The sequence below is a fragment of the Kitasatospora sp. NPDC089913 genome (assembly GCF_044748625.1).
GTDB lineage: Bacteria > Actinomycetota > Actinomycetes > Streptomycetales > Streptomycetaceae > Kitasatospora.
Map to the genome: position 1 here is coordinate 1 of NZ_JBIVGI010000047.1, position 18198 is coordinate 18198.

The 18198-nt window shown below is 73.7% G+C and carries 18 protein-coding genes; 11 read left to right on the forward strand and 7 right to left on the reverse strand.

Annotation, left to right across the window (positions count from 1 at the left end; all coding sequences use genetic code 11):
- Positions 1-94: 94 nt before the first annotated feature.
- Complete coding sequence (locus ACIPYS_RS38140) at positions 95-619, reverse strand: peptidylprolyl isomerase (RefSeq protein ID WP_093861850.1); 525 nt, start codon at positions 617-619, stop codon at positions 95-97.
- 224 nt (positions 620-843) lie between these two features.
- On the opposite strand from ACIPYS_RS38140, the gene ACIPYS_RS38145 reads away from it, so the two are divergent.
- Both ACIPYS_RS38145 and ACIPYS_RS38150 read left to right on the forward strand, forming a co-directional pair.
- Positions 844-1275 carry a ribonuclease domain-containing protein gene (locus tag ACIPYS_RS38145; RefSeq protein WP_400754997.1) on the forward strand — a complete coding sequence of 144 codons (432 nt, stop codon included), beginning with the start codon at positions 844-846 and terminating at the stop codon, positions 1273-1275.
- A 1-nt stretch (position 1276) separates the two neighbouring features.
- A complete protein-coding gene (locus ACIPYS_RS38150; RefSeq protein ID WP_400755000.1) occupies positions 1277-1717 on the forward strand; it encodes a barstar family protein in 441 nt (146 codons plus the stop codon).
- Positions 1718-1735: 18 nt separating this feature from the next.
- Here ACIPYS_RS38150 and ACIPYS_RS38155 read toward each other — a convergent pair whose 3' ends face one another.
- The gene (locus tag ACIPYS_RS38155) at positions 1736-2143 is read right to left on the reverse strand and encodes a VOC family protein (RefSeq protein ID WP_400755003.1); all 408 of its coding nucleotides are present in this window, start codon (positions 2141-2143) and stop codon (positions 1736-1738) included.
- A gap of 245 nt (positions 2144-2388) precedes the next feature.
- Between ACIPYS_RS38155 and ACIPYS_RS38160 the strand changes: the two genes are divergently transcribed.
- Complete coding sequence (locus ACIPYS_RS38160; RefSeq protein WP_400755006.1) at positions 2389-2688, forward strand: hypothetical protein; 300 nt, start codon at positions 2389-2391, stop codon at positions 2686-2688.
- 117 nt (positions 2689-2805) lie between these two features.
- Complete coding sequence (locus tag ACIPYS_RS38165) at positions 2806-3669, forward strand: arylamine N-acetyltransferase (protein ID WP_400755009.1); 864 nt, start codon at positions 2806-2808, stop codon at positions 3667-3669.
- Positions 3670-3706: 37 nt separating this feature from the next.
- On the opposite strand, the gene ACIPYS_RS38170 is transcribed toward ACIPYS_RS38165, so the two are convergent.
- A complete protein-coding gene (locus ACIPYS_RS38170; protein WP_093861855.1) occupies positions 3707-4240 on the reverse strand; it encodes an NUDIX hydrolase in 534 nt (177 codons plus the stop codon).
- A gap of 241 nt (positions 4241-4481) precedes the next feature.
- Between ACIPYS_RS38170 and ACIPYS_RS38175 the strand changes: the two genes are divergently transcribed.
- Complete coding sequence (locus ACIPYS_RS38175; protein WP_093861856.1) at positions 4482-5120, forward strand: hypothetical protein; 639 nt, start codon at positions 4482-4484, stop codon at positions 5118-5120.
- Positions 5121-5154: 34 nt separating this feature from the next.
- On the opposite strand, the gene ACIPYS_RS38180 is transcribed toward ACIPYS_RS38175, so the two are convergent.
- Both ACIPYS_RS38180 and ACIPYS_RS38185 read right to left on the reverse strand, forming a co-directional pair.
- Positions 5155-5655 carry a hypothetical protein gene (locus tag ACIPYS_RS38180; RefSeq protein WP_400755012.1) on the reverse strand — a complete coding sequence of 167 codons (501 nt, stop codon included), beginning with the start codon at positions 5653-5655 and terminating at the stop codon, positions 5155-5157.
- 125 nt (positions 5656-5780) lie between these two features.
- On the reverse strand, positions 5781-7184 hold the full coding sequence (locus ACIPYS_RS38185) for an LCP family protein (RefSeq protein ID WP_093861858.1): 1404 nt from the start codon (positions 7182-7184) through the stop codon (positions 5781-5783).
- A 306-nt stretch (positions 7185-7490) separates the two neighbouring features.
- Between ACIPYS_RS38185 and ACIPYS_RS38190 the strand changes: the two genes are divergently transcribed.
- The 4 genes from ACIPYS_RS38190 to ACIPYS_RS38205 all read left to right on the forward strand — a co-directional run bounded on the left by ACIPYS_RS38190 (position 7491) and on the right by ACIPYS_RS38205 (position 12153).
- Complete coding sequence (locus ACIPYS_RS38190) at positions 7491-7568, forward strand: putative leader peptide (RefSeq protein WP_353653584.1); 78 nt, start codon at positions 7491-7493, stop codon at positions 7566-7568.
- A gap of 173 nt (positions 7569-7741) precedes the next feature.
- Entirely contained in the window at positions 7742-8296 is a 555-nt protein-coding gene (gene ssuE / locus ACIPYS_RS38195; RefSeq protein WP_093861859.1) for an NADPH-dependent FMN reductase, read from the forward strand.
- Positions 8297-8780: 484 nt separating this feature from the next.
- On the forward strand, positions 8781-9569 hold the full coding sequence (locus ACIPYS_RS38200; protein ID WP_400755016.1) for an ABC transporter ATP-binding protein: 789 nt from the start codon (positions 8781-8783) through the stop codon (positions 9567-9569).
- A gap of 22 nt (positions 9570-9591) precedes the next feature.
- Positions 9592-12153 (forward strand): ABC transporter permease, encoded by a 2562-nt coding sequence (locus ACIPYS_RS38205; RefSeq protein ID WP_093861861.1) that lies wholly within the window; start codon positions 9592-9594, stop codon positions 12151-12153.
- 231 nt (positions 12154-12384) lie between these two features.
- Here ACIPYS_RS38205 and ACIPYS_RS38210 read toward each other — a convergent pair whose 3' ends face one another.
- A complete protein-coding gene (locus tag ACIPYS_RS38210; RefSeq protein WP_400755019.1) occupies positions 12385-14193 on the reverse strand; it encodes an LCP family protein in 1809 nt (602 codons plus the stop codon).
- Between the two features lie 219 nt (positions 14194-14412).
- Between ACIPYS_RS38210 and ACIPYS_RS38215 the strand changes: the two genes are divergently transcribed.
- Both ACIPYS_RS38215 and ACIPYS_RS38220 read left to right on the forward strand, forming a co-directional pair.
- The gene (locus ACIPYS_RS38215) at positions 14413-15453 is read left to right on the forward strand and encodes a glycosyltransferase family 2 protein (protein WP_093861863.1); all 1041 of its coding nucleotides are present in this window, start codon (positions 14413-14415) and stop codon (positions 15451-15453) included.
- Positions 15454-15737: 284 nt separating this feature from the next.
- Positions 15738-16322 carry an acyltransferase gene (locus ACIPYS_RS38220; RefSeq protein WP_231977755.1) on the forward strand — a complete coding sequence of 195 codons (585 nt, stop codon included), beginning with the start codon at positions 15738-15740 and terminating at the stop codon, positions 16320-16322.
- Positions 16323-16349: 27 nt separating this feature from the next.
- Here ACIPYS_RS38220 and ACIPYS_RS38225 read toward each other — a convergent pair whose 3' ends face one another.
- Complete coding sequence (locus ACIPYS_RS38225) at positions 16350-18017, reverse strand: LCP family protein (protein ID WP_400755024.1); 1668 nt, start codon at positions 18015-18017, stop codon at positions 16350-16352.
- Between the last annotated feature and the right edge of the window lie 181 nt (positions 18018-18198).

An 18198-nucleotide genomic window follows, 5' to 3' on the forward strand; every position in this document is an offset into this window, starting at 1 on the left:
GGGGGTTTTTTGTATGGCGGGCGGTGTGTTTGGGGATGGGGGGCGTTGTGGGGTGGGAAGTCGGACGCGCCGACCTCCCACTCCTCACGCCGGTCTACCGCCGCTCGACGGTCACCGACTCGATGACCACGGGCTCCAGCGGCCGGTCGCCCGGCCCGGTCGGGGTGGCCGCGATGGCGTCCACCACCTTCTGGCCGGCCGCGTCGGCGACCTCGCCGAAGATGGTGTGCTTGCGGTTGAGGTGCGGGGTCGCCCGGGTGGTGATGAAGAACTGCGAACCATTGGTGTTCGGGCCCGCGTTGGCCATCGCCAGCAGGTACGGCTTGGTGAAGTACAGCTCGGGGTGGAACTCGTCGGCGAACTCGTACCCGGGCCCGCCCGTGCCGTCGCCCAGCGGATCGCCGCCCTGGATCATGAAGTTGGGGATGACCCGGTGGAACGTCGTCCCGTCGTACAGCGGAGCCGTGGTGACCGCCCCGGTCGCCGGATCGGTCCACTCCCGCCCGCCCTCGGCCAGCTCCACGAAGTTGCGCACGGTCTTCGGCGTGTGGAACTGGAAGAGCTTGACGGTGATCTCGCCGTGGTTGGTCTTGAGGACGGCGTAGTGCTGCGAGCCCATGGACTGGAGACCCTTTCAACGAATCGACCGGACCCACCCGATCCTCCCACGCCGCCCCACCTCCACCGGTCCCCGCCGGGGCTTCGCCGGCGCCTCCGCGGGCGGTGGGGGGTGTCACTCGGACGGGTGGGGGGTGGGGTGGGGGCGGCGTGGCCCGGTGGGTGTTCGGCGGCTGTGCGGTACCCCTTCTGTGCACACACCCCCGCATCGAATCGGGAACCCCCATGACCCTCCGCCGTCCGGCCCGGGGCGCGCTCGTCCTCGCCCTGGCCTGTTCGCTCGCCCCCGCCGCCCCCGCGCTGGCCGCCGCTCCGACCGTCCGGGCGGTCCTCCAACCCCCGTTCCCCGTCGAGGAGTTCCCGAGGCCGGTCGAACGGGCCTGCCACATCTGGCGGGGCATCGGGTGGCCCATCAACTCCCGCCCGGTCGACTTCCGGATTCCGGGCCCGGCGTACATCCGGGGCAGCAACCCGTACGGCAACCGCAGCGGGGACCTCCCGTCCGGCGGCGCCTACCACGAGTACGACGTCAACCCCCGCCCGACGCCCGCCACCCACCGGGACGCCGAGCGCCTGGTCCGCGACGACAACTCCGAGCGGACCTGGTACACCGACGACCACTACGCCAACTTCCGCGAGATCTCCGGAGGCTGCTGACGTGCCCGCGGCTTCCGGCCCCCCGCTCGGTCCGGGCCGGTGGGACCTCCTGCCGGGCCGGACCTGGGCGGGCTTCGCAACCGGTGCGGACCGGCTCCGCCTCGTCCGGGGCGCGAACTGCCGTACCGCGGCCGCCCTGTTCGCCGAGTGGGCGCGGGCGCTCCCGTTCCCCGGCTACTTCGGCCACAACTGGGACGCCTTCGAGGAGTGCCTCAACGACGCGCTCCGCCCGCCCGGTGCCGGGTCGGCGGTGCCCCGACTCCTCGTCCTCGTCGTGGACGCCGACGCCGTCCTGGCGGACGAGCCGCCGGACCGGCTCGCCCTGCTCCTCGAGATCCTGGACGCGGCTGCCGGCGGTGGCCTCCGCGTGCTGTTCGTCGCGGACCCGCCCGGGGCCGGGGCGGCCGAGGCCCGTCTCCGCGCGGCCGGCCCGAGCGACTGAGCCGGGCGGCCGGGCCGTTCAGGCCCGGTCGGTCACCACCGGCCGCTGCTGGCGCAGCGAGACCCGGTTGCCGTCCGGGTCCCGGGCCTCGACGCGGAGGCCGAAGGGGTACTCCTCGGGCTCGTGCCGGTCGAGCTCCACCCCGCGCTCGCGCCAGATCCCCACGTCCTTCCTCAGATCGTCCGACTCCAGGACGATCGGACCGGGGGCCGACACCCCCTCCGCCCGCGACGGCTGCCCGGCGGCCGGGGCGTGCGGCCAGAGGATGATCTCGAACGGGTGGCCCTCCGCGCCCACGGTGAGGAAGCGGCCGTCCGGGCCGGCGTAGTCGACGCGCTTCTCCAGCCCCAGCTGTTCGGTGTAGAACCGCAGCGCGCGGTCCTGGTCGGTGACGTAGACCGTGACGTACATGACCCTGGTGAGCATGGTGCTGTTCCTCTCCGTCCGGCGGCCGGTGATACCGCTCTGCCTCCCTGACGTATCGCGGCGGCCCTGTTGTGACAGCCGGGTCCGAGAATCCCGCACCGGAAGTCGACCGCTCCGACTTCCCGCTCCGCGCCCGGCCGCCGCGCCGCTCCGTCCCCGACGCCACGTCACCTCGCGGTTACGTTGAGTCGCACCGGTGGGGCGGCGCAGGGCCGCCCCGCTCCGGCCGAAAGGAATGTGGACGCATGGAGAAGCGACGCACGGTTACCGTTCTCGGGGCCTGGCTGGCCGCCGCCGCCCTCGCCGTCGCGGTCCCGAACACCGCGTACGCGGCCCACGGGATCCTGATCGTCGACGGCGCCGCGTACCAGGACCCGCGCGGGTGCCTCCCGCTCGGCGACTTCGTCCAGCCGGTGGTCACCAACTGGACGGACTCGGTGGTGCAGGTCCGGGCCGGGACGAGTTGCGAGGGCGCGGTCGAGAAGCTGGTCGTCCCCGGCGAGTCCTACGCCGCGCTCGGCGGCCGCAGCGTCCTCGTTCCCTGACCCGCCGGCCCTAGTGCGGGAAGTCGGCCCCTCCGACTTCCCGCGCCCCGGGGCGCGGGGGCGACCCGTACGACCTGGGTCCGAGGCCCGATGGCCGGAGGCATCGGGTCCGCTTGGATGGTGACCATGGACGAGCCATTGCAGGACACGGAGATCCCGACCGTCGAGCGGGTGGCGGCCTACCTCGCCCGGATCGGGGCCGAGCGGCCCGCCAGTGCCGACGCGGCCGAGCTGGCACGGCTCCAGGAGGCGCACCTGGACGCCGTTCCGTTCGAGAATCTGAGCATCCACCTCGGCGAGCCCGTCGTGCTCGAACCGGAGGCGCTGCTGGAGAAGGTCGTGGGGCGTCGGCGCGGCGGGTTCTGCTACGAACTCAACGGCGCCTTCGCCGGGTTGCTGCGGACCCTCGGCTACCGCGTCGAGCTGCTCGCCGCCCGGGTCTTCGACGGGGCCGAGCCCGGGCCGCCGTTCGACCACCTGGCGCTGCGGGTGGAGGCGGACGGGGTGGCGTGGCTGGTGGACGTCGGCTTCGGCAGGTTCGCCCGCCGGCCGTTGCGCCTCGACGAGCGCGGCCCGCAGCAGGACCCGGCGGGAGTCTTCACCGTCACCCCGAGCGCCGGCGACCCGGGTGCCGTCACCCCGGGTGCCGGCGGTGCCGGTGACCTGGACGTCGCCCTCGACGGCGCGCCGCAGTACCGCCTCGACCCCCGCCCGTACCGGCTGGCCGACTTCACCCCGACCTGCTGGTGGCAGACCACGTCGCCCGACTCGCACTTCACCCGCGCGACCACCTGCTCCCGCCCCACTCCCGACGGCGGCCGGACCACCCTCACCAGCACCCGCGCGACCGGCGGCACCCGCTTGCTGCGCACCGCCCCCGACGGGACCCGCACCGAGGAACTCCTCGACGCCGACGCGGCCCTGAGCGCCTACCGGACCCACTTCGGCCTCGTCCTGGACCGCCTCCCGACCGCGCCCTGACCGCGCCCCGGCCCCGGTCTCGCCCCGGCCGCGCCGGCTAGAGCAGGCCGAGGTGGTCGAGGCCCAGATAGGCCGGGCCGACGTCGGAGAGCAGGCCGCGGCGCAGCACGGTGTCGCGGAACTCCGCCAGGTCCATCAGCACCACCTCGATGAACTCGTTGCGGTCGTGCGCGATCCGGGCGGTCGGGGTGCAGTCGGTGGCGACGCAGGCGTGGCGCACGCCGTTGGAGTAGGCGTCGTGCCAGACGGCGGTGACGTGTTCCACCTTGCCCCGGTAGCCGGTCTCCTCGGCGAGTTCGCGCGCGGCGGCGTCCTCGGGGGACTCGCCCGGGTCGACGACGCCGCCCGGCAGCTCGTACAGCAGGGCCTGCGGTCCGGGCCGGAACTGCCTGGTGAGCACGATGCGCCGGTCCGGGGTCAGTGCGACGACGGCCGCGCAGGAGTACTCGTTGCCCAGGTGGTAGACCTCCTCGCGGCCGTCCGGCATGGCGAAGGTCACCCGGTCGGTGCCGCGTCCGAAGGCGCTGTGGATCGGCTCGCGGCGGAGTTCCCGCCAGTGTGCGTCGCCCATCGGGCGGGCTCCTTCCAAGCGGATTCCGTGCGGATGACGTGCGGGCGTGCGGCCGCCCGCCGGCACGGACGGCTCCGTGTGCACGCGCAGAATAGCCGTGCATCGCCCGCTCCGGGAGGATTCGCCGGAATCGTTCGCCCCGGCCGGGCGGGCGCCGTAAGCTGCGCGGGCATGGTCGGCCCGGCGTCCGGGCGGCGGCCGCGAATCGACGAACTCCGCACCCCGGCAAGGTGGTTCACCCATGAGGCAGACGAGTCGGCGCAAGGACGACGGCGAGGTGACCTGTGAGCAGGTGACCGTCCTCTCCTTCGAGCCCGAGCCCGAGGCCCGGGTCGACGAGGACGGTCGTGTCCTGCTGATGAGCGAGCCCACGAGTCTGACCCGCATCCCGGTTCGGATCCTCCGCGAGGCCATGACGATCAAGCGGATCGCGGGCTACTGGATCAGCTGGGCGGAGTGGTTCGGTCCGGACGACATCCGCAACCACGCCCGCTGGGTGCCGGACGAGGAGTTCGTCCGGCCCGGCGAGGGCGGCCTCGACGGACGGCTGGACGTGAAGGTGTCGGCGTACTGGGCGGTGGAGCGGGAGCCGCGCCGGGCGCGGCTGCGGACCAGCGAGGCCGTGGTGACCTTCCCGGCGGGGGAGGCCCGGTGCGAACTCGTGCTGGAGCGTCCCGAGCCGCAGCACCCGGCCACCCTGGTCGTCCATCTGTCGGACGCCTGGTGGTCCGGCGGCCGCGGCGGCCGGACGATCCACCACGGTCTGGCGGGCGAGCTGGAGGGCCCGGGCGGACGGCCCGGCGAGGGGCGGCGGGGCGCGGCGGTCCACCGGTACGCGGAGTGCGCGACAGGGCACCTGCCGGCGGTGGCCGGCCGCTGACCGGCCGTCGGCCGGAGCGGCCCCGGCCGCGTACTCAGGCGCGCGGCCCGACCGCGGCCGTGCCCGCGCTCGCCCCCGTCCCCGCCGGGCGGACCGGCCAGTCCGCCCGCGTCCCGATCTTCCGGGCGGGGGCGCCGGCCCAGATCTCGCCCGGCCCGGTGGAGCGGGTCAGGACGGCGTTGGCGCCGACCACGGTGCCGGCGCCGACCGTCAGCACCCCGGCCTTGCAGACCACCTTGGCGCCCGCGCACAGCACCGCGCCGTCCTCCACCACCACCCGCCGCATCGCGCTCGCCTCCTGCGGCACCCAGGGGTCGGCCCGGCCGACGGTCACGCCGTTGTACAGCGTCACGCCGGTGCCGAGGGTGGTGTACGGGTGCAGCACGGTCCCGAAGCCCCGGTGGAACACGACGAGCCCCGGCCCGATCTCGGCGGCGGCCGGCACCTCCATGCCGTAGACGGCGAGCGCCTCCTGGACCAGGCGGCCCAGGAGGCGGTGGCGACGGCGGTAGATCAGCGCGGTGACGAGTGACATCCACCCATTGTGTCGGTGATGTTACACGGAGTCACGCAAGTGTGCGGGTGCCCGTGGCGGAGGGTCGGCCGGCCCCGTCCGGCCGCCCCTGTCCGGCCGTTCGCGTCCGGCTGTTTCGAGTCCGGCTACTTCACGTCCGGCACGGCGGTGTCGTTCTTGAAGGCGTCGAACACCTGCTTGGCCTTCGCGGTGTCCCACTTGACCGCCGACTCGCCGGTGTTGGTCCTGAAGTCCGGGTTGGCGATCGGCACGGTGATGCTCTTCCCGCTGCCGCCGTTGACGTCCTTCATGGCCAGGAAGAGCGAGCCGAGGTCGGTCAGACCGGCGTCGTCGTCGACGATCAGCGTGCCGAGGCCGGAGGACACCAGCGGGTAGAAGGTGAACGGGTTGAGCACGGTGGCCGGCGAGGCCGCCTGCTTGGCCAGCGCTCCGAGGAACTTCTGCTGGTTGCGCATCCGGCCGAGGTCCTGGTCGGCCATCTGGTGGCGCTGGCGGACGAAGGCGAGCGCCTGGGTGCCGTCGAGGCTCTGGCAGCCGGCCTTGAGGTCGAGGCCGGAGTCCTTGTCCTTGACGTCCTGCTCGATGCACATGTCCACGCCGCCGACCGAGTCGACGATGCCGACGAAGCCGGCGAAGCCGATCTCGGCGTAGTGGTCGATGCGGATACCGGTGTTCGTCTCCACGGTCTGCGCGAGCAGCTTGCCGCCGCCGGAGGCGAAGGCGGAGTTGATCTTCGAGGTGGTCGCCTTGACGGGCTTGCCGTTCTCGCCGGTGTGCTCGGGGATCGGCACCCAGGAGTCGCGGGGGATGCTCATCAGGGTGTTCCCGTTGTCCCCGACGTGCAGGATCATCATCGAGTCGCTGCGCTTGCCGCCCGCGTGGCCGGTGTGCAGGTCCTCCTCCTGGCTGTCGGAGAGGCCGTTGCGGCTGTCCGAGCCGACGATCAGCCAGTTGGTGCCCTTGCCGGCGGCCGGGCGGCCCGGGTAGTCGGCGAGCACACTCTCGTGGTTGAGCTTGGAGTCCGCCCAGAACCAGGTGGAGACGGTGGTGACCATCAGGGCGATCAGCACGCCGAACACCGACCACTTGACGATCCGGCGCCGCGGCCAGCGTCCGGAGCGGCCGCCGGCGGGAGACTGCGGACCGCCGGGGGCTATCGGCCCACCGGGCGCGGCACCGGGTCCGCCCGGACCGCCCGGACCGCCCTGCGCGGGTACCGACGGGCGCGCACCGGGCTGCCCGGGCTGTCCGTAGCCCTGCCCCGGCTGTCCGTAGCCCTGGGCGGGGCCGTACCCGGGCGCCTGCGGCGGCGTGCCCGGCCGGCCCTGCTGCGGCTGCCCCTGGGGCTGCCCCTGCGGCTGGGGCTGCCGGGGCGCCGGAGCGCCCGGCCCGCGCGGGTTCAGCCCGGCGGGCAGCGGCGGCTCGGCGGCCGAGCCGCCGCCACCGTGCCCGTACGCGGCGCCACCGCCACCGTTGCCGCCGTACGGGTTCCCGCCGCCGCCCGGGCGGCCCTCCTGCCACGTGTTCATGTGGGAGAGGATGCCCGACGCGGGCGCCGGTGACTCCCCCCGGGGGGCCCACCAGGGCCCTTGTAGCAGTTTTGATGCACGCGCCGGATCGTTCCGCCGCACGGTGTCGGACGGGCGCACGCCCCGTGTCCGTCCGGCCACCCGTCCGGCCACCCGTCCGGCCGTCCGTCCGGCGCCCGGACGCCGTCGGGCCGGTCGTTCCCCGGTCACCCTCGCGGTACTCCGTCTCACCGTCCGTCTCACCTGGTGTTCGGTTGCCGGGACGATCCTTGACCGTCCCGAACGCTGCGTGTTTGCATGACTGCCATGGATCAGCGATGGACCCTCACGCGTCGGCGGCACGTCGACCTGCAGCGTGTGTCCTGTTCGCTCTGTTGTGGCTGACGCTCGCCCGTCGAACCCCCACCACTCCTCCTCTTCCCCCGTTCCGCCGCTGCCCGTGCGGCGCGCCCACCGCTGACCGTCGCCGCCCGGCCCCGCCGGGACGGCCGACGCGCCCGCGGCCGGTGCCGCGCGCCGCCGAAGCGGCGTCCCCGCTTCCTCCCCGAGGTGAATCCATGGCCACCGTCCTGTCCGTCTCCGGCTCGCCGTCCCCGACCTCCCGCACCACCCGCCTGCTGCGCCTGATCGACGAGCGGCTGGAGGAGCGCGGCCACCGCGTCGTCCCCTTCGAGGTGCGCAGCCTGCCCGCGCAGGCGCTGCTGACCGCCGACCTCTCGCATCCGCAGCTGGCGGCGGCGCTGGAGCTGTTCGCCGAGGCGGACGGCGTGGTCATCGGCACCCCGGTCTACAAGGCCGCCTACTCGGGGCTGCTGAAGGCGCTGCTGGACGTGCTGCCGCAGTACGCGCTGCGCGACAAGGCCGTGCTGCCGCTCGCCACCGGAGGCTCCACCGCGCACGTGCTGGCGGTGGACTACGCGCTCCGGCCGGTGCTCAGCTCGATGGGCGCCGACCACATCACCCGGGGCTGGTTCGTGCTGGACCGCCACATCACCGCCCGCGAGGACGGTACGACCGTGCTGGAGCGCGAGACCGACGTGCTGCTGCGGCCGGTGGTGGACGCCTTCGCGGGCACCCTGGAGCGTCTCGCCGCTCCCGCCCTGACGGCCTGAGCGAACGCTGTCCTGACGCGAGGTCAGTTCGCGTCGCAGGCAGTCGCGTCGGCCCCCTCGTCGGCCCTCCCGTCGCCCCTCCGCGGGCGGTCCGGAGAGGGCGGCGAGGGGGCCGGCGGACGTTCCGGCCCGGCCCGGCGGAGCACCCGCGGGCCGCCTCCCGCTCCGCCGCGCCGGGGCTCCGTAAGGGGGGTCCCTGAGGGCGGCCCGGCCGACCCCTAGGGGGAGGGGTGGCCCACCCCGTACAACTCCGGTTGGGTCGCTTCCTCCCGTCGGATGACGAGGAGGAGCGGCCTCGACTCCTAACGTGGTTCACATCCCCGCCCGTCCGAGGCGGACCCGCTCCGGTCGGGTCCGGGTCCCCGGTTCACCGGGAGGGTGGGGCTGACTCCCGGTCGAAAACTATCCCCTGCGCGATGTCGCCGGGCGGGTGGCACGGAGCAGGCTGGGGGCAACGGGTGGGACCACTTCTTAGGAGACGACAGTGACGACGGCAGCAGCAGCCGTGTACGACCCCCAGCTTCCCGGCGGTGCCACCGCCGTCGCCGCTTCGGCCCGCCAGGTGACCAAGTCCTATGGTTCCGGCGAGACGAGGGTGACGGCCCTGGACGCGGTGGACGTCGACATCCAGCGGGGCCGGTTCACCGCGATCATGGGGCCCTCGGGCTCCGGCAAGTCGACCCTGATGCACTGCCTGGCCGGTCTGGACACGGTGACCGAGGGGCGGATCTGGATCGGCGAGACCGAGATCACCGGTCTGAAGGACAAGCAGCTCACCAGGCTGCGCCGGGACAAGATCGGCTTCATCTTCCAGGCCTTCAACCTCCTCCCGACGCTGAACGCGCTGGAGAACATCACCCTCCCGATGGACATCGCCGGCCGCAGGCCCGACCAGGCCTGGCTGGACCGGGTGGTGGAGACGGTCGGGCTGTCCGACCGGCTCAAGCACCGGCCGACCCAGCTCTCCGGCGGCCAGCAGCAGCGGGTCGCGGTGGCCCGGGCACTGGCGGCCCGCCCCGAGATCATCTTCGGTGACGAGCCCACCGGGAACCTCGACTCGCGCTCGGGCGCCGAGGTGCTGTCCTTCCTGCGCCGCAGCGTCGACGAGCTGGGCCAGACCATCGTCATGGTCACCCACGACCCGGTCGCGGCCGGCTACGCGGACCGGGTGCTGTTCCTCGCCGACGGCGTGATGGTCGACGAGATGCACGCCCCGACGGCCGACTCCGTGCTCGAGCGCATGCGCCGTTTCGACGGCAAGCGCACCAGCTGAGCGGGCGGGAGCGGACAGGACCATGTTGCTCAAGACATCACTGCGGAGCTTCTTCGCCCACAAGGGCCGGATGCTGCTCTCCCTGGTAGCGGTCGTCCTCTCGGTCGCGTTCGTGTCCGGGACGCTGGTGTTCTCCAACACCGCGACCAGCACCTTCGACACGCTCTTCGCCTCGACCGCCTCCGACGTCTCGGTCGGGCCGGCCAAACCGGAGCTCGGCGGCGAGGACACCCGTGCCAGGACGCGCACGATCCCGGTCGACAGCGTGGGCAAGGTCGCCGCGGTCCCCGGGGTGAAGACGGCGATCGGTCAGATCACGGTCGGGAACGCCACCCTGGCGGACCCGGCGACCCTCAAGCGGGTCGGCCCGACCAGCGGCGCCCCGACCCTCGTCGGCAACTGGGCGGACACTCCGCGCAGCCCGGTCGAGATCACCTCCGGCCACGCACCGCAGGGCGCCGACCAGGTCGTGCTCGACGCGGACACCGCCAAGAAGGCCAAGCTCGGCCTGGGCGGCAGGCTGCGGGTGATCCTCGACGACAACCACGACTTCACGATCGTCGGCATCGCCGCGTTCAAGACGACCAACCCGGGGGCGGCGCTCGCCTTCCTGGACACCGCCACCGCGCAGGGCGTTCTGCTCGGGGGCCCCGCCTACACCTCGGTCGAGGTCTACGGCGACGGCAGCCGGTCCGACGAGCAGCTCAAGTCCGACGCGCTGGCCGGGCTGGGCAACGGCTTCGAGGCGAAGACGGCGGCCGAGCAGAAGGCCGACGGGCAGAAGAGCGTCGGCTCCTTCCTCGACTTCATGAAGTACGCGATGCTCGGCTTCGCCGGCATCTCGCTGCTGGTCGGCGGCTTCCTGATCATCAACACTTTCTCGATGCTGGTCGCCCAGCGGACGCGTGAGATCGGCCTGCTGCGGGCCGTCGGCGGCAGCCGCAAGCAGGTCAACCGGTCGGTGCTGGTGGAGGCGCTGCTGCTGGGCCTGGCCGGGTCCACGATCGGCATCGCGGCCGGCCTCGGCCTGGCGGTCGGGCTGATCCAGCTGATGAACGCGGTCGGTATGCACCTCGACGCCTCGGACCTGAAGATCGGCGCGGACGTGTTCGTCGCCGGGTACGCGGTGGGTGTCGTGATCACCGTGCTCGCGGCCTGGATCCCGGCCCGCCGGGCGAGCCGGATCGCACCGATCGCCGCGCTGCGCGACCACGGGACTCCGGTCGAGGCCCGCTCCAACACCGTCCGGGCGGTCATCGGCCTGGTGCTCACGGCGGGCGGCGGCGGTCTGCTGGTGCTGGCCGCCAAGGCGGAGAAGGCGGCCACCGGGGGCCAGTTCATCGGGCTCGGCGTACTGCTGACCCTGATCGGCTTCGTCGTCCTCGGCCCGCTGCTGGCCACCACCGTGGTCCGGGTGCTCGGCGCGCTGCTGCCCACCCTGTTCGGCCCGTCCGGCAAGCTCGCCCAGCGCAACGCGATGCGCAACCCGCGCCGCACCGGTGCCACGGCCGCCGCGCTGATGATCGGACTGGCGCTGGTGATCGGGGCCTCGGTCTTCACCTCCTCGGTGATCGAGTCCACCAACGACCAGATCGACCGCTCGGTGGGCGCCGACTACATCATCTCGGCCGGTCCGAACGGCGTCTCCCCGGAGATCGTCGCCGCCGTGCAGCGGACGCAGGGCGTGGACCACGTCACCCGGCAGAAGTACTTCCCGGCGTACTTCACCGCGCCGGACGGGAAGACCGTGGAGGACGGTATATCCGCCGTCACCTCGCGGTTCACCGAGGACTTCCGGCTGCCGGTCAAGGAGGGCTCCCCGGAGTCCCTCGGGCAGGGCGCGCTGGCGGTCGGCGAGGACTACGCCAACGACCACAAGCTCAAGCTCGGCGACACGGTCAAGGTCGACTACGGCAACGGCCGGGTCCAGTCGCTGCCGGTCGGTGTCGTCATCGCCAAGGGGAACTCGCTCTTCGACGGCAACACCTTCGCCTCGCTCGACGCCGTCACCAAGGCAGTGCCGGCCGCGGAGCAGCCGGTGGACGCCATCCTGTTCGGCAAGGCGGCCGCCGGGGCGGACGTCGCGAAGACGCTCACCGGCCTGGAGGACGCGCTCAAGCAGTACCCGCAGGCCTCGGTCCGCGACCAGGCCGGTTACAAGGACCTCGTCCAGGACCAGGTCAACACCCTGCTCTACATGATCTACGGTCTGCTCGGGCTGGCGATCGTGGTCGCGGTGCTCGGTGTCGTCAACACCCTGGCGCTCTCGGTGGTGGAGCGGACCCGCGAGATCGGCCTGCTGCGGGCGATCGGGCTCTCCCGCCGCCAGCTGCGCCGGATGATCCGGCTGGAGTCCGTGGTGATCGCCCTGTTCGGTGCCGTCCTCGGCACCGCGCTCGGCCTGGCCTGGGGCATCACCGGGCAGCAGGTGCTGCGGACCCAGGGCCTGGAGACGCTGTCCGTCCCGACCACGACCATCCTCCTCACCCTGGGCGCCTCGATGGTCATCGGCCTGCTGGCCGCTCTGGTGCCGGCCTTCCGGGCCGGGCGGATGAACGTCCTCGCGGCGATCGCGACGGACTGACCGGACGCGGCCCCCGGATCGGGGGACCGGGGGCCGCGTCGGGGAACGGGGGGCAAGGTCAGGGCCGGGGGGAGGTGGGGCCGGGCCCGGGGCAGGGGGGAACAAGGGGGGGAGGGGCAGGGTGCCGCGCGCACCCTGCCCCTCTGTCATATCCGTCGTGCCTCTCGTACCTCTCGTACCCGTCGTGTCTGTCGCACGGCGGGCGGATCCCGGGCGGATCCGCCGACGGGTTCAGGGGCAGACGAGGTCGCTGGCCCGGGCGGCCCCGGTCGCGGCCGGGCCGGCCCCCGCCGGTCCCGCCGAGCCCTCGGCGCGCGCCTCCGCCGCCGGGCCGGACGGTGTCGCACCCGTAGCCGTACCCGCCCCGCCGCCGGTGCCCGGCGACGACGGCGCCGGAGGCGGTGGCGCGGGCACCGCCGCCGTCGTGGACGGAGCGGCCGCGGCGCCCGCCGGCCCCGCGGCCGGGTGGTCCGCCCCCGCGTACACCTGGAGGGTCGGCCCCAGGCCGGGGACGGGCGTCAGCTCGGCGTTCGGCACCGCGCCGGCCAGCGTCCGCGCCGACTCGGCCCAGTGCGGGTCGTACCTGATCACCGTGCGGCCGGCCGGTGTGCCCACCGGGGCGTTGGACGGTGCCCCGGTGGTGGCGAACCCGGCCCGCCGCAGCTCGGCGTCGACCCGGGCACCGAGACCGGCCGCGCCCGCCGCGTTGAACACCTGGACGTGCACCTGCTCCGGCGCGACGGTGGCCGTTCCCGCCCCGACCCCCGCCCCGGCCCCTGCTCCGGCCCCAGTCCCTGCTCCGGCCCCGGCCCCTGCTCCGGCCCCGGCCCCTGCTCCGGCCCCCGTCCCCGGACCCGCCGGTGCCGCCGCCGCTCCCCCCGGCTGCGTCCCGCCCGCCCCGCCGTCCTCCGCCGTCAGCGGCCGCCCCTCCCGCACCGCGTCGAACAGTGCCCGGGCCCGCTCCTTGTCCCAGAGCACAGTCGAGCCCCAGCCGGCGACCGGGTGGTCCACCGAGGCCAGCGGCACGGTCACGAAGTCGGCCCGCCCGGCCGTCAGCTCCTTCGCCCGGGTCGCCAGCGTGATCAGGTCGTCCGCCGAGAGCCCCTTGTCGGCCTTGACCGAGGCGAGCAGGCTGTCGGCCGCCCGGGCCAGCCGGACCGGGTTGAGCAGGACGCCGCCACTGGTCAGCTGGTGCAGCAGCTGCGCGACCAGCTTCTGCTGCCGGTGCATCCGCCCCAGGTCGGAGCTGCCGTCCACGTGCCGGGCCCGTACGTACTTGAGCGCGCCGGCGCCGTCCAGGGTGCTGGTGCCGGCCGGCAGGTCGAGTCCCGAGTACTCGTCCTTGAGCGGCTTGGCGGTGCAGACCCGGACCCCGCCGACGGCGTCCACGGCGGAGACGAACCCGGCGAAGTCGACCTGGAGGTAGTGGTCGATGCGCAGGCCGGTGTTCTGCTCGACGGTGGCGACGGTCAGCTGAGGTCCGCCCATCCCGAACGCGGCGTTGATCTTGCCCTTTCCCGCCGGGACCGTCCGCCGGGTGGCCGGGTCCCGGTGGGCGGGGATATCGACGAAGGAGTCCCGGGGAATGCTGATCACGCCGGCCCGGGAGCCGTCACCGGAAAGCCGGACGATCATCATCGTGTCGGTGCAGTGGCAGGATTCCCCCCCTGCGTGCAGCACGGTCTTCAGGGTCTTCTCGGGGATCCCGTCACGCTCGTCGGTGCCGACCACCAGAAAGGTGGTGGAGCCGTCGTCGGCCGGTCGGGCCCGGTCGTTGCTGAAGGCGTCCACCCGGTCGATCGACCCGATCCCGTGCAGGACCGCCCAGCCTCCGCAGGAGGTGACGAGGACGCTGAACGCGATGCCGGCGGCCAGCCGGCGGGGCCAGAAGCGGCGCCGCTCCGAGGGGCCGCCGCTCCGGCCGAGCGGTTCACCGCTCCGGTCGAGCGGGTCGGCGGACTGTTCGAGCGGGTCGCCGGACCGTTCGAAGGGGGTGCCGGCCGGGTCTTCGGGACGGGCGGAGCGGGGGGAGACGGGCATCTCTCGGATGGTAGGGGCGCCCCCGGTCGGGCCGGGTGAGGGCGCGCCGTGGTCGGGGAGTACGGTGGGCCCCGACAGGAGAAACGTTCCTCTGTGCGCCCCACGGGCGACCCCGGACAGCTCCTGCGACGGTCCTTCGCACACCCCCCGCCCGCCCGGGCGGAGACGCCCAGACCGGGACAAGACGACACCCCGCCCGCACCGGTACGGTTGGCCCCGATGAACACCAAGGCTGCTGAGGAGCTGCCGGCGGTCTCCGTGATCATGCCGGTGCTCAACGAGGAACGACACCTGCGCACGGCCGTCCGGCACATCCTGGAACAGGACTACGCCGGGTCGATGGAGGTGGTGATCGCCCTCGGTCCGTCCACCGACCGCACCGCGCAGATCGCCGCCGAACTCGTCGCCGAGGACCCCAGAGTCCGGACGGTGGAGAACCCCACAGGGCGCACTCCCGCGGGGCTGAACGCCGCCATCCGCGGCTCCCGCCATCCGATAGTGGTGCGCGTCGACGGCCACGGCCTGCTGACTCCCGGCTACATCACCACGGCGGTCCGGCTGCTCGGTGAGATGGAGGCCGCCAACGTCGGCGGCATCATGCACGCCGAGGGCGAGACCGAGTGGGAGCACGCGGTCGCCGCGGCGATGACCTCCAAGATCGGTGTCGGCAACGCGGCCTTCCACACCGGCGGCCTGGCCGGCCCGGCGGACACCGTCTACCTCGGTGTGTTCCGGCGCGAGGTGCTGGAGCGCCTCGGCGGCTACAACGAGGAATTCGTCCGCGCCCAGGACTGGGAGCTCAACTACCGGATCCGCCAGGACGGCGGCCTGGTGTGGTTCACCCCGCAGCTGCGCGTCACCTACCGGCCCCGCCCCACCATCAAGGCCCTGGCGAAGCAGTACAAGGACTACGGCCGCTGGCGCCGGGTGGTCACCCGCTACCACCGCGGCTCGGTCAACCTGCGCTACCTCGCGCCCCCCACCGCCTTCGTCGGGGTGACGCTCGGCCTGCTGCTCGGCCTGGCCGTCCACCCGGCCTTCCTGGCCCTGCCCGGCATCTATCTGCTCGGCATCGCGGGCGGAGCGCTGAAGGAGGGCCGCGACCTGTCGCCCAAGGCGAAGGCGCTGCTCGCGGTGGCCTTCGCGACCATGCACCTCAGCTGGGGCTTCGGCTTCCTCACCTCGCCGCGCTCGCTGGCCCGCAGGGTCATCGGCAGCCGCGCCCCGTCCAGCGCGGACGTGGTCGCCGAGCGGGGCTGACACGGCCCGGCGCGACTGAACACGGCCTGGCCGAGCACGGCCCGGCCGGACACGGCCCGGCGCCGGCCGGGGCACCATCCGGCCAATCCCGCGGACCCGCCCTCCCGTTCCCGCGCCCGACGCTATGGTCGGGCGCCATGGGGACAGTCGAGGGCGGGTCCGCCGCCGTTTCCGGGGCCGCCGTTTCCGAGGGCTCCGATTCAGAGGGCTCCGTTTCCGGGGGCCCCGATTCCGGGGCCGTCGTTTCCGCCGCCTCCGGGGCCCGGGTCGAACCCACCGCCGACGTGGACGGGCGCGCCGTGCTCGGTGCCGGTACGACGGTCTGGCACCTCGCCCAGGTCCGTGAGGACGCGGTGATCGGCGCGGACTGCATCATCGGCCGCGGCGCCTACGTGGGCCCGGGGGTGCGGATCGGCGACCGGGTCAAGCTGCAGAACCACGCCTTGGTCTACGAGCCGGCGGTGCTGGAGGACGGCGTCTTCGTCGGACCGGCCGCGGTGCTCACCAACGACCTCTACCCGCGCTCGGTCGACGTCGACGGCCGGCTCAAGCGCGGCGAGGACTGGCACGCCCGAGGGGTGACGCTCCGCCGGGGCTGCTCGATCGGCGGCCGCGCCGTCCTGGTCGCCGGGGTGACGGTGGGCCGCTGGGCCCTGGTCGCGGCCGGCGCGGTGGTGCACCGGGACGTCCCGGACTTCGCCCTGGTGGCCGGGGTCCCGGCCCGTCGGATCAAGTGGGTCGGCCGGGCCGGCGAACCGCTGCGACCGGCGGGGGCGGACCGCTGGGTCTGCCCCCGCACCGGTGAGGAGTACCGCGAGCGGGACGGCCTGCTCGCGCCGGTCGAACCCGAGCCGCCGAGCGGGTCCTGACCTCCGGGGCGGCGCTTCCGGGCGGGGCTACTTCGCGCAGGCGTCGATGTCGTCGCCCTGGACCCGCTGGAGGTCCTTCGGGGCCTCGCTCGGCACCGCGGCGGGCGCCGCGGCGGCCTCGGCGGCGGCCGCCGTCGGCGCGTCCTTGCCGAGCACCAGCACCAGTCCGTCCCGGGCGCCCAGCTTCGGGTCGGCCCTGACGGCGTCGGCGGGCAGACCCAGCGCGGTGGCCAGCGCCGCCGCCTCGGCGGTCCTCCCGGCCGGGTAGGTGATCGAGGTGGTCGCCGCGACCGGAGCGTTGGCGGCGGTGGCGGCCTTGGCGTAGCCCTTCGTCACCAGCCGCTCCACGGTCTGCTGCGCCTGCCCGGGCGTCCCGGTGCCGTTGCGCACCGTCACCCGGAGGTCCTTCGGGTCGGCCGCGGCCGCGGCGGTCGACGCCGCACCCCCGGGGGCCGCCGGAGCGGACGCGACCGGAGCCGCCGGAACGGACGCGGCCGCCGGGGCCGACGCCGCCGGGGCCTCCGGTGCCGCGGCTCCCGCCGCGGGCTCGGTCAGCGAGCGGTCGTTGCCGACCATCGAGAACAGCTGGGCGGCGTCCGGCTGCTTGAGCACCAGCCGGTTCTCGTCCGCCGGGTCGTCCAGCACCGGCACGGTGGCGAAGGTGATCTTCCCGCTGTCGACCTTGCTCAGGTCCAGGGCGAGGTCCTTCAGCTTGTCCACGCTGCCGATCCCGGAGTCCACGGTGAGCGCCTTGGTGGCGGAGTCCGCGAGCTTCCACAGCTTGGCCGGGTTGGTCAGGGTGTCGCTGCTCTTGATCGAGCGGATCATCGAGCCGATGAACTGCTGCTGGAGCGGTATTCGGGTGAGGTCGCCGCCCAGCCCGACGGCGTGCCGGGTACGGACGAAGGCGAGTGCCTCGTCGCCCTGGACGACGTGTCGGCCCTTGCTCATCCGCAGGTGCGAGTCCGGGTCGTTGATGTCCTTGGCCGCGCACACCTCGACGCCGCCGACGGCGGTGGAGAGTGTTTTGACGGCGTCGAAGTTGACCATCACGAAGTGGTCGACCCGGATCCCGGTGACCTTCTCGACGGTCTTCCAGGTGCAGCCCGGATCGCGGCCCTCCTGGCCGAGGCTGTTGTTGAACATCGTGCGCGCCGTCCCGGGGATGGTCTTCCCGTCCGGTGCCTGGCACTCCGGGACGGGCACCATGAGGTCGCGCGGGATGCTGAGCGCCGTGGCGTTGCTGCGGTCCTTGGCGATGTGGAACAGCAGCGTGGTGTCCGCGTGCCCGGCGCTGCCCTCGTCGCCGTACTCGCGGCCCAGGCCCTCCCGGCTGTCGGTGCCGATCACCAGGATGTTCAGGGCGTCGCCGGCCGGCTTGGGCCGCTCCGCCTCGTTGCCCAGCTGCACCTTGACGGCGGTGATGTTGTTGTTGAAGTGCTGGTACGCGTAGTACGCGCCGCCGCAGCCGGCCACCAGGGCGAACGCGGCGAGGCCGCCGGTCCACTTCAGCACCCGCCGGCGCCGGGTGCGCCGGGCGGTCAGGGCACGGCGCCGGGCGGCCCGGCCGCCGGGGTGCGGGGGCTCGGACGCGGCCTCGGCGGGGGTGTGCCGGCGCTGGGCGGGGACGCTCCGGGCGGGGTCGGCGGGGTGCCGGTCGGCGCCCGGCCCTCCGTCGTGGATGTCGTGCTGCACGGGTGCTCCCCTCCCTCCGGCCGCTCCTCGGCCCGGCACGCGAAATGCGCGACCGACTCGGACACCCTAGACGAGCCGGATGAGGGAATTGTTCCGGATGTGATCTCCGCCATGGTTTCCGGAGGGAATTGCGCGGCCGAATACGAGGCCGGAAATTTCCCCGGAGAACCCTTCCAAGATC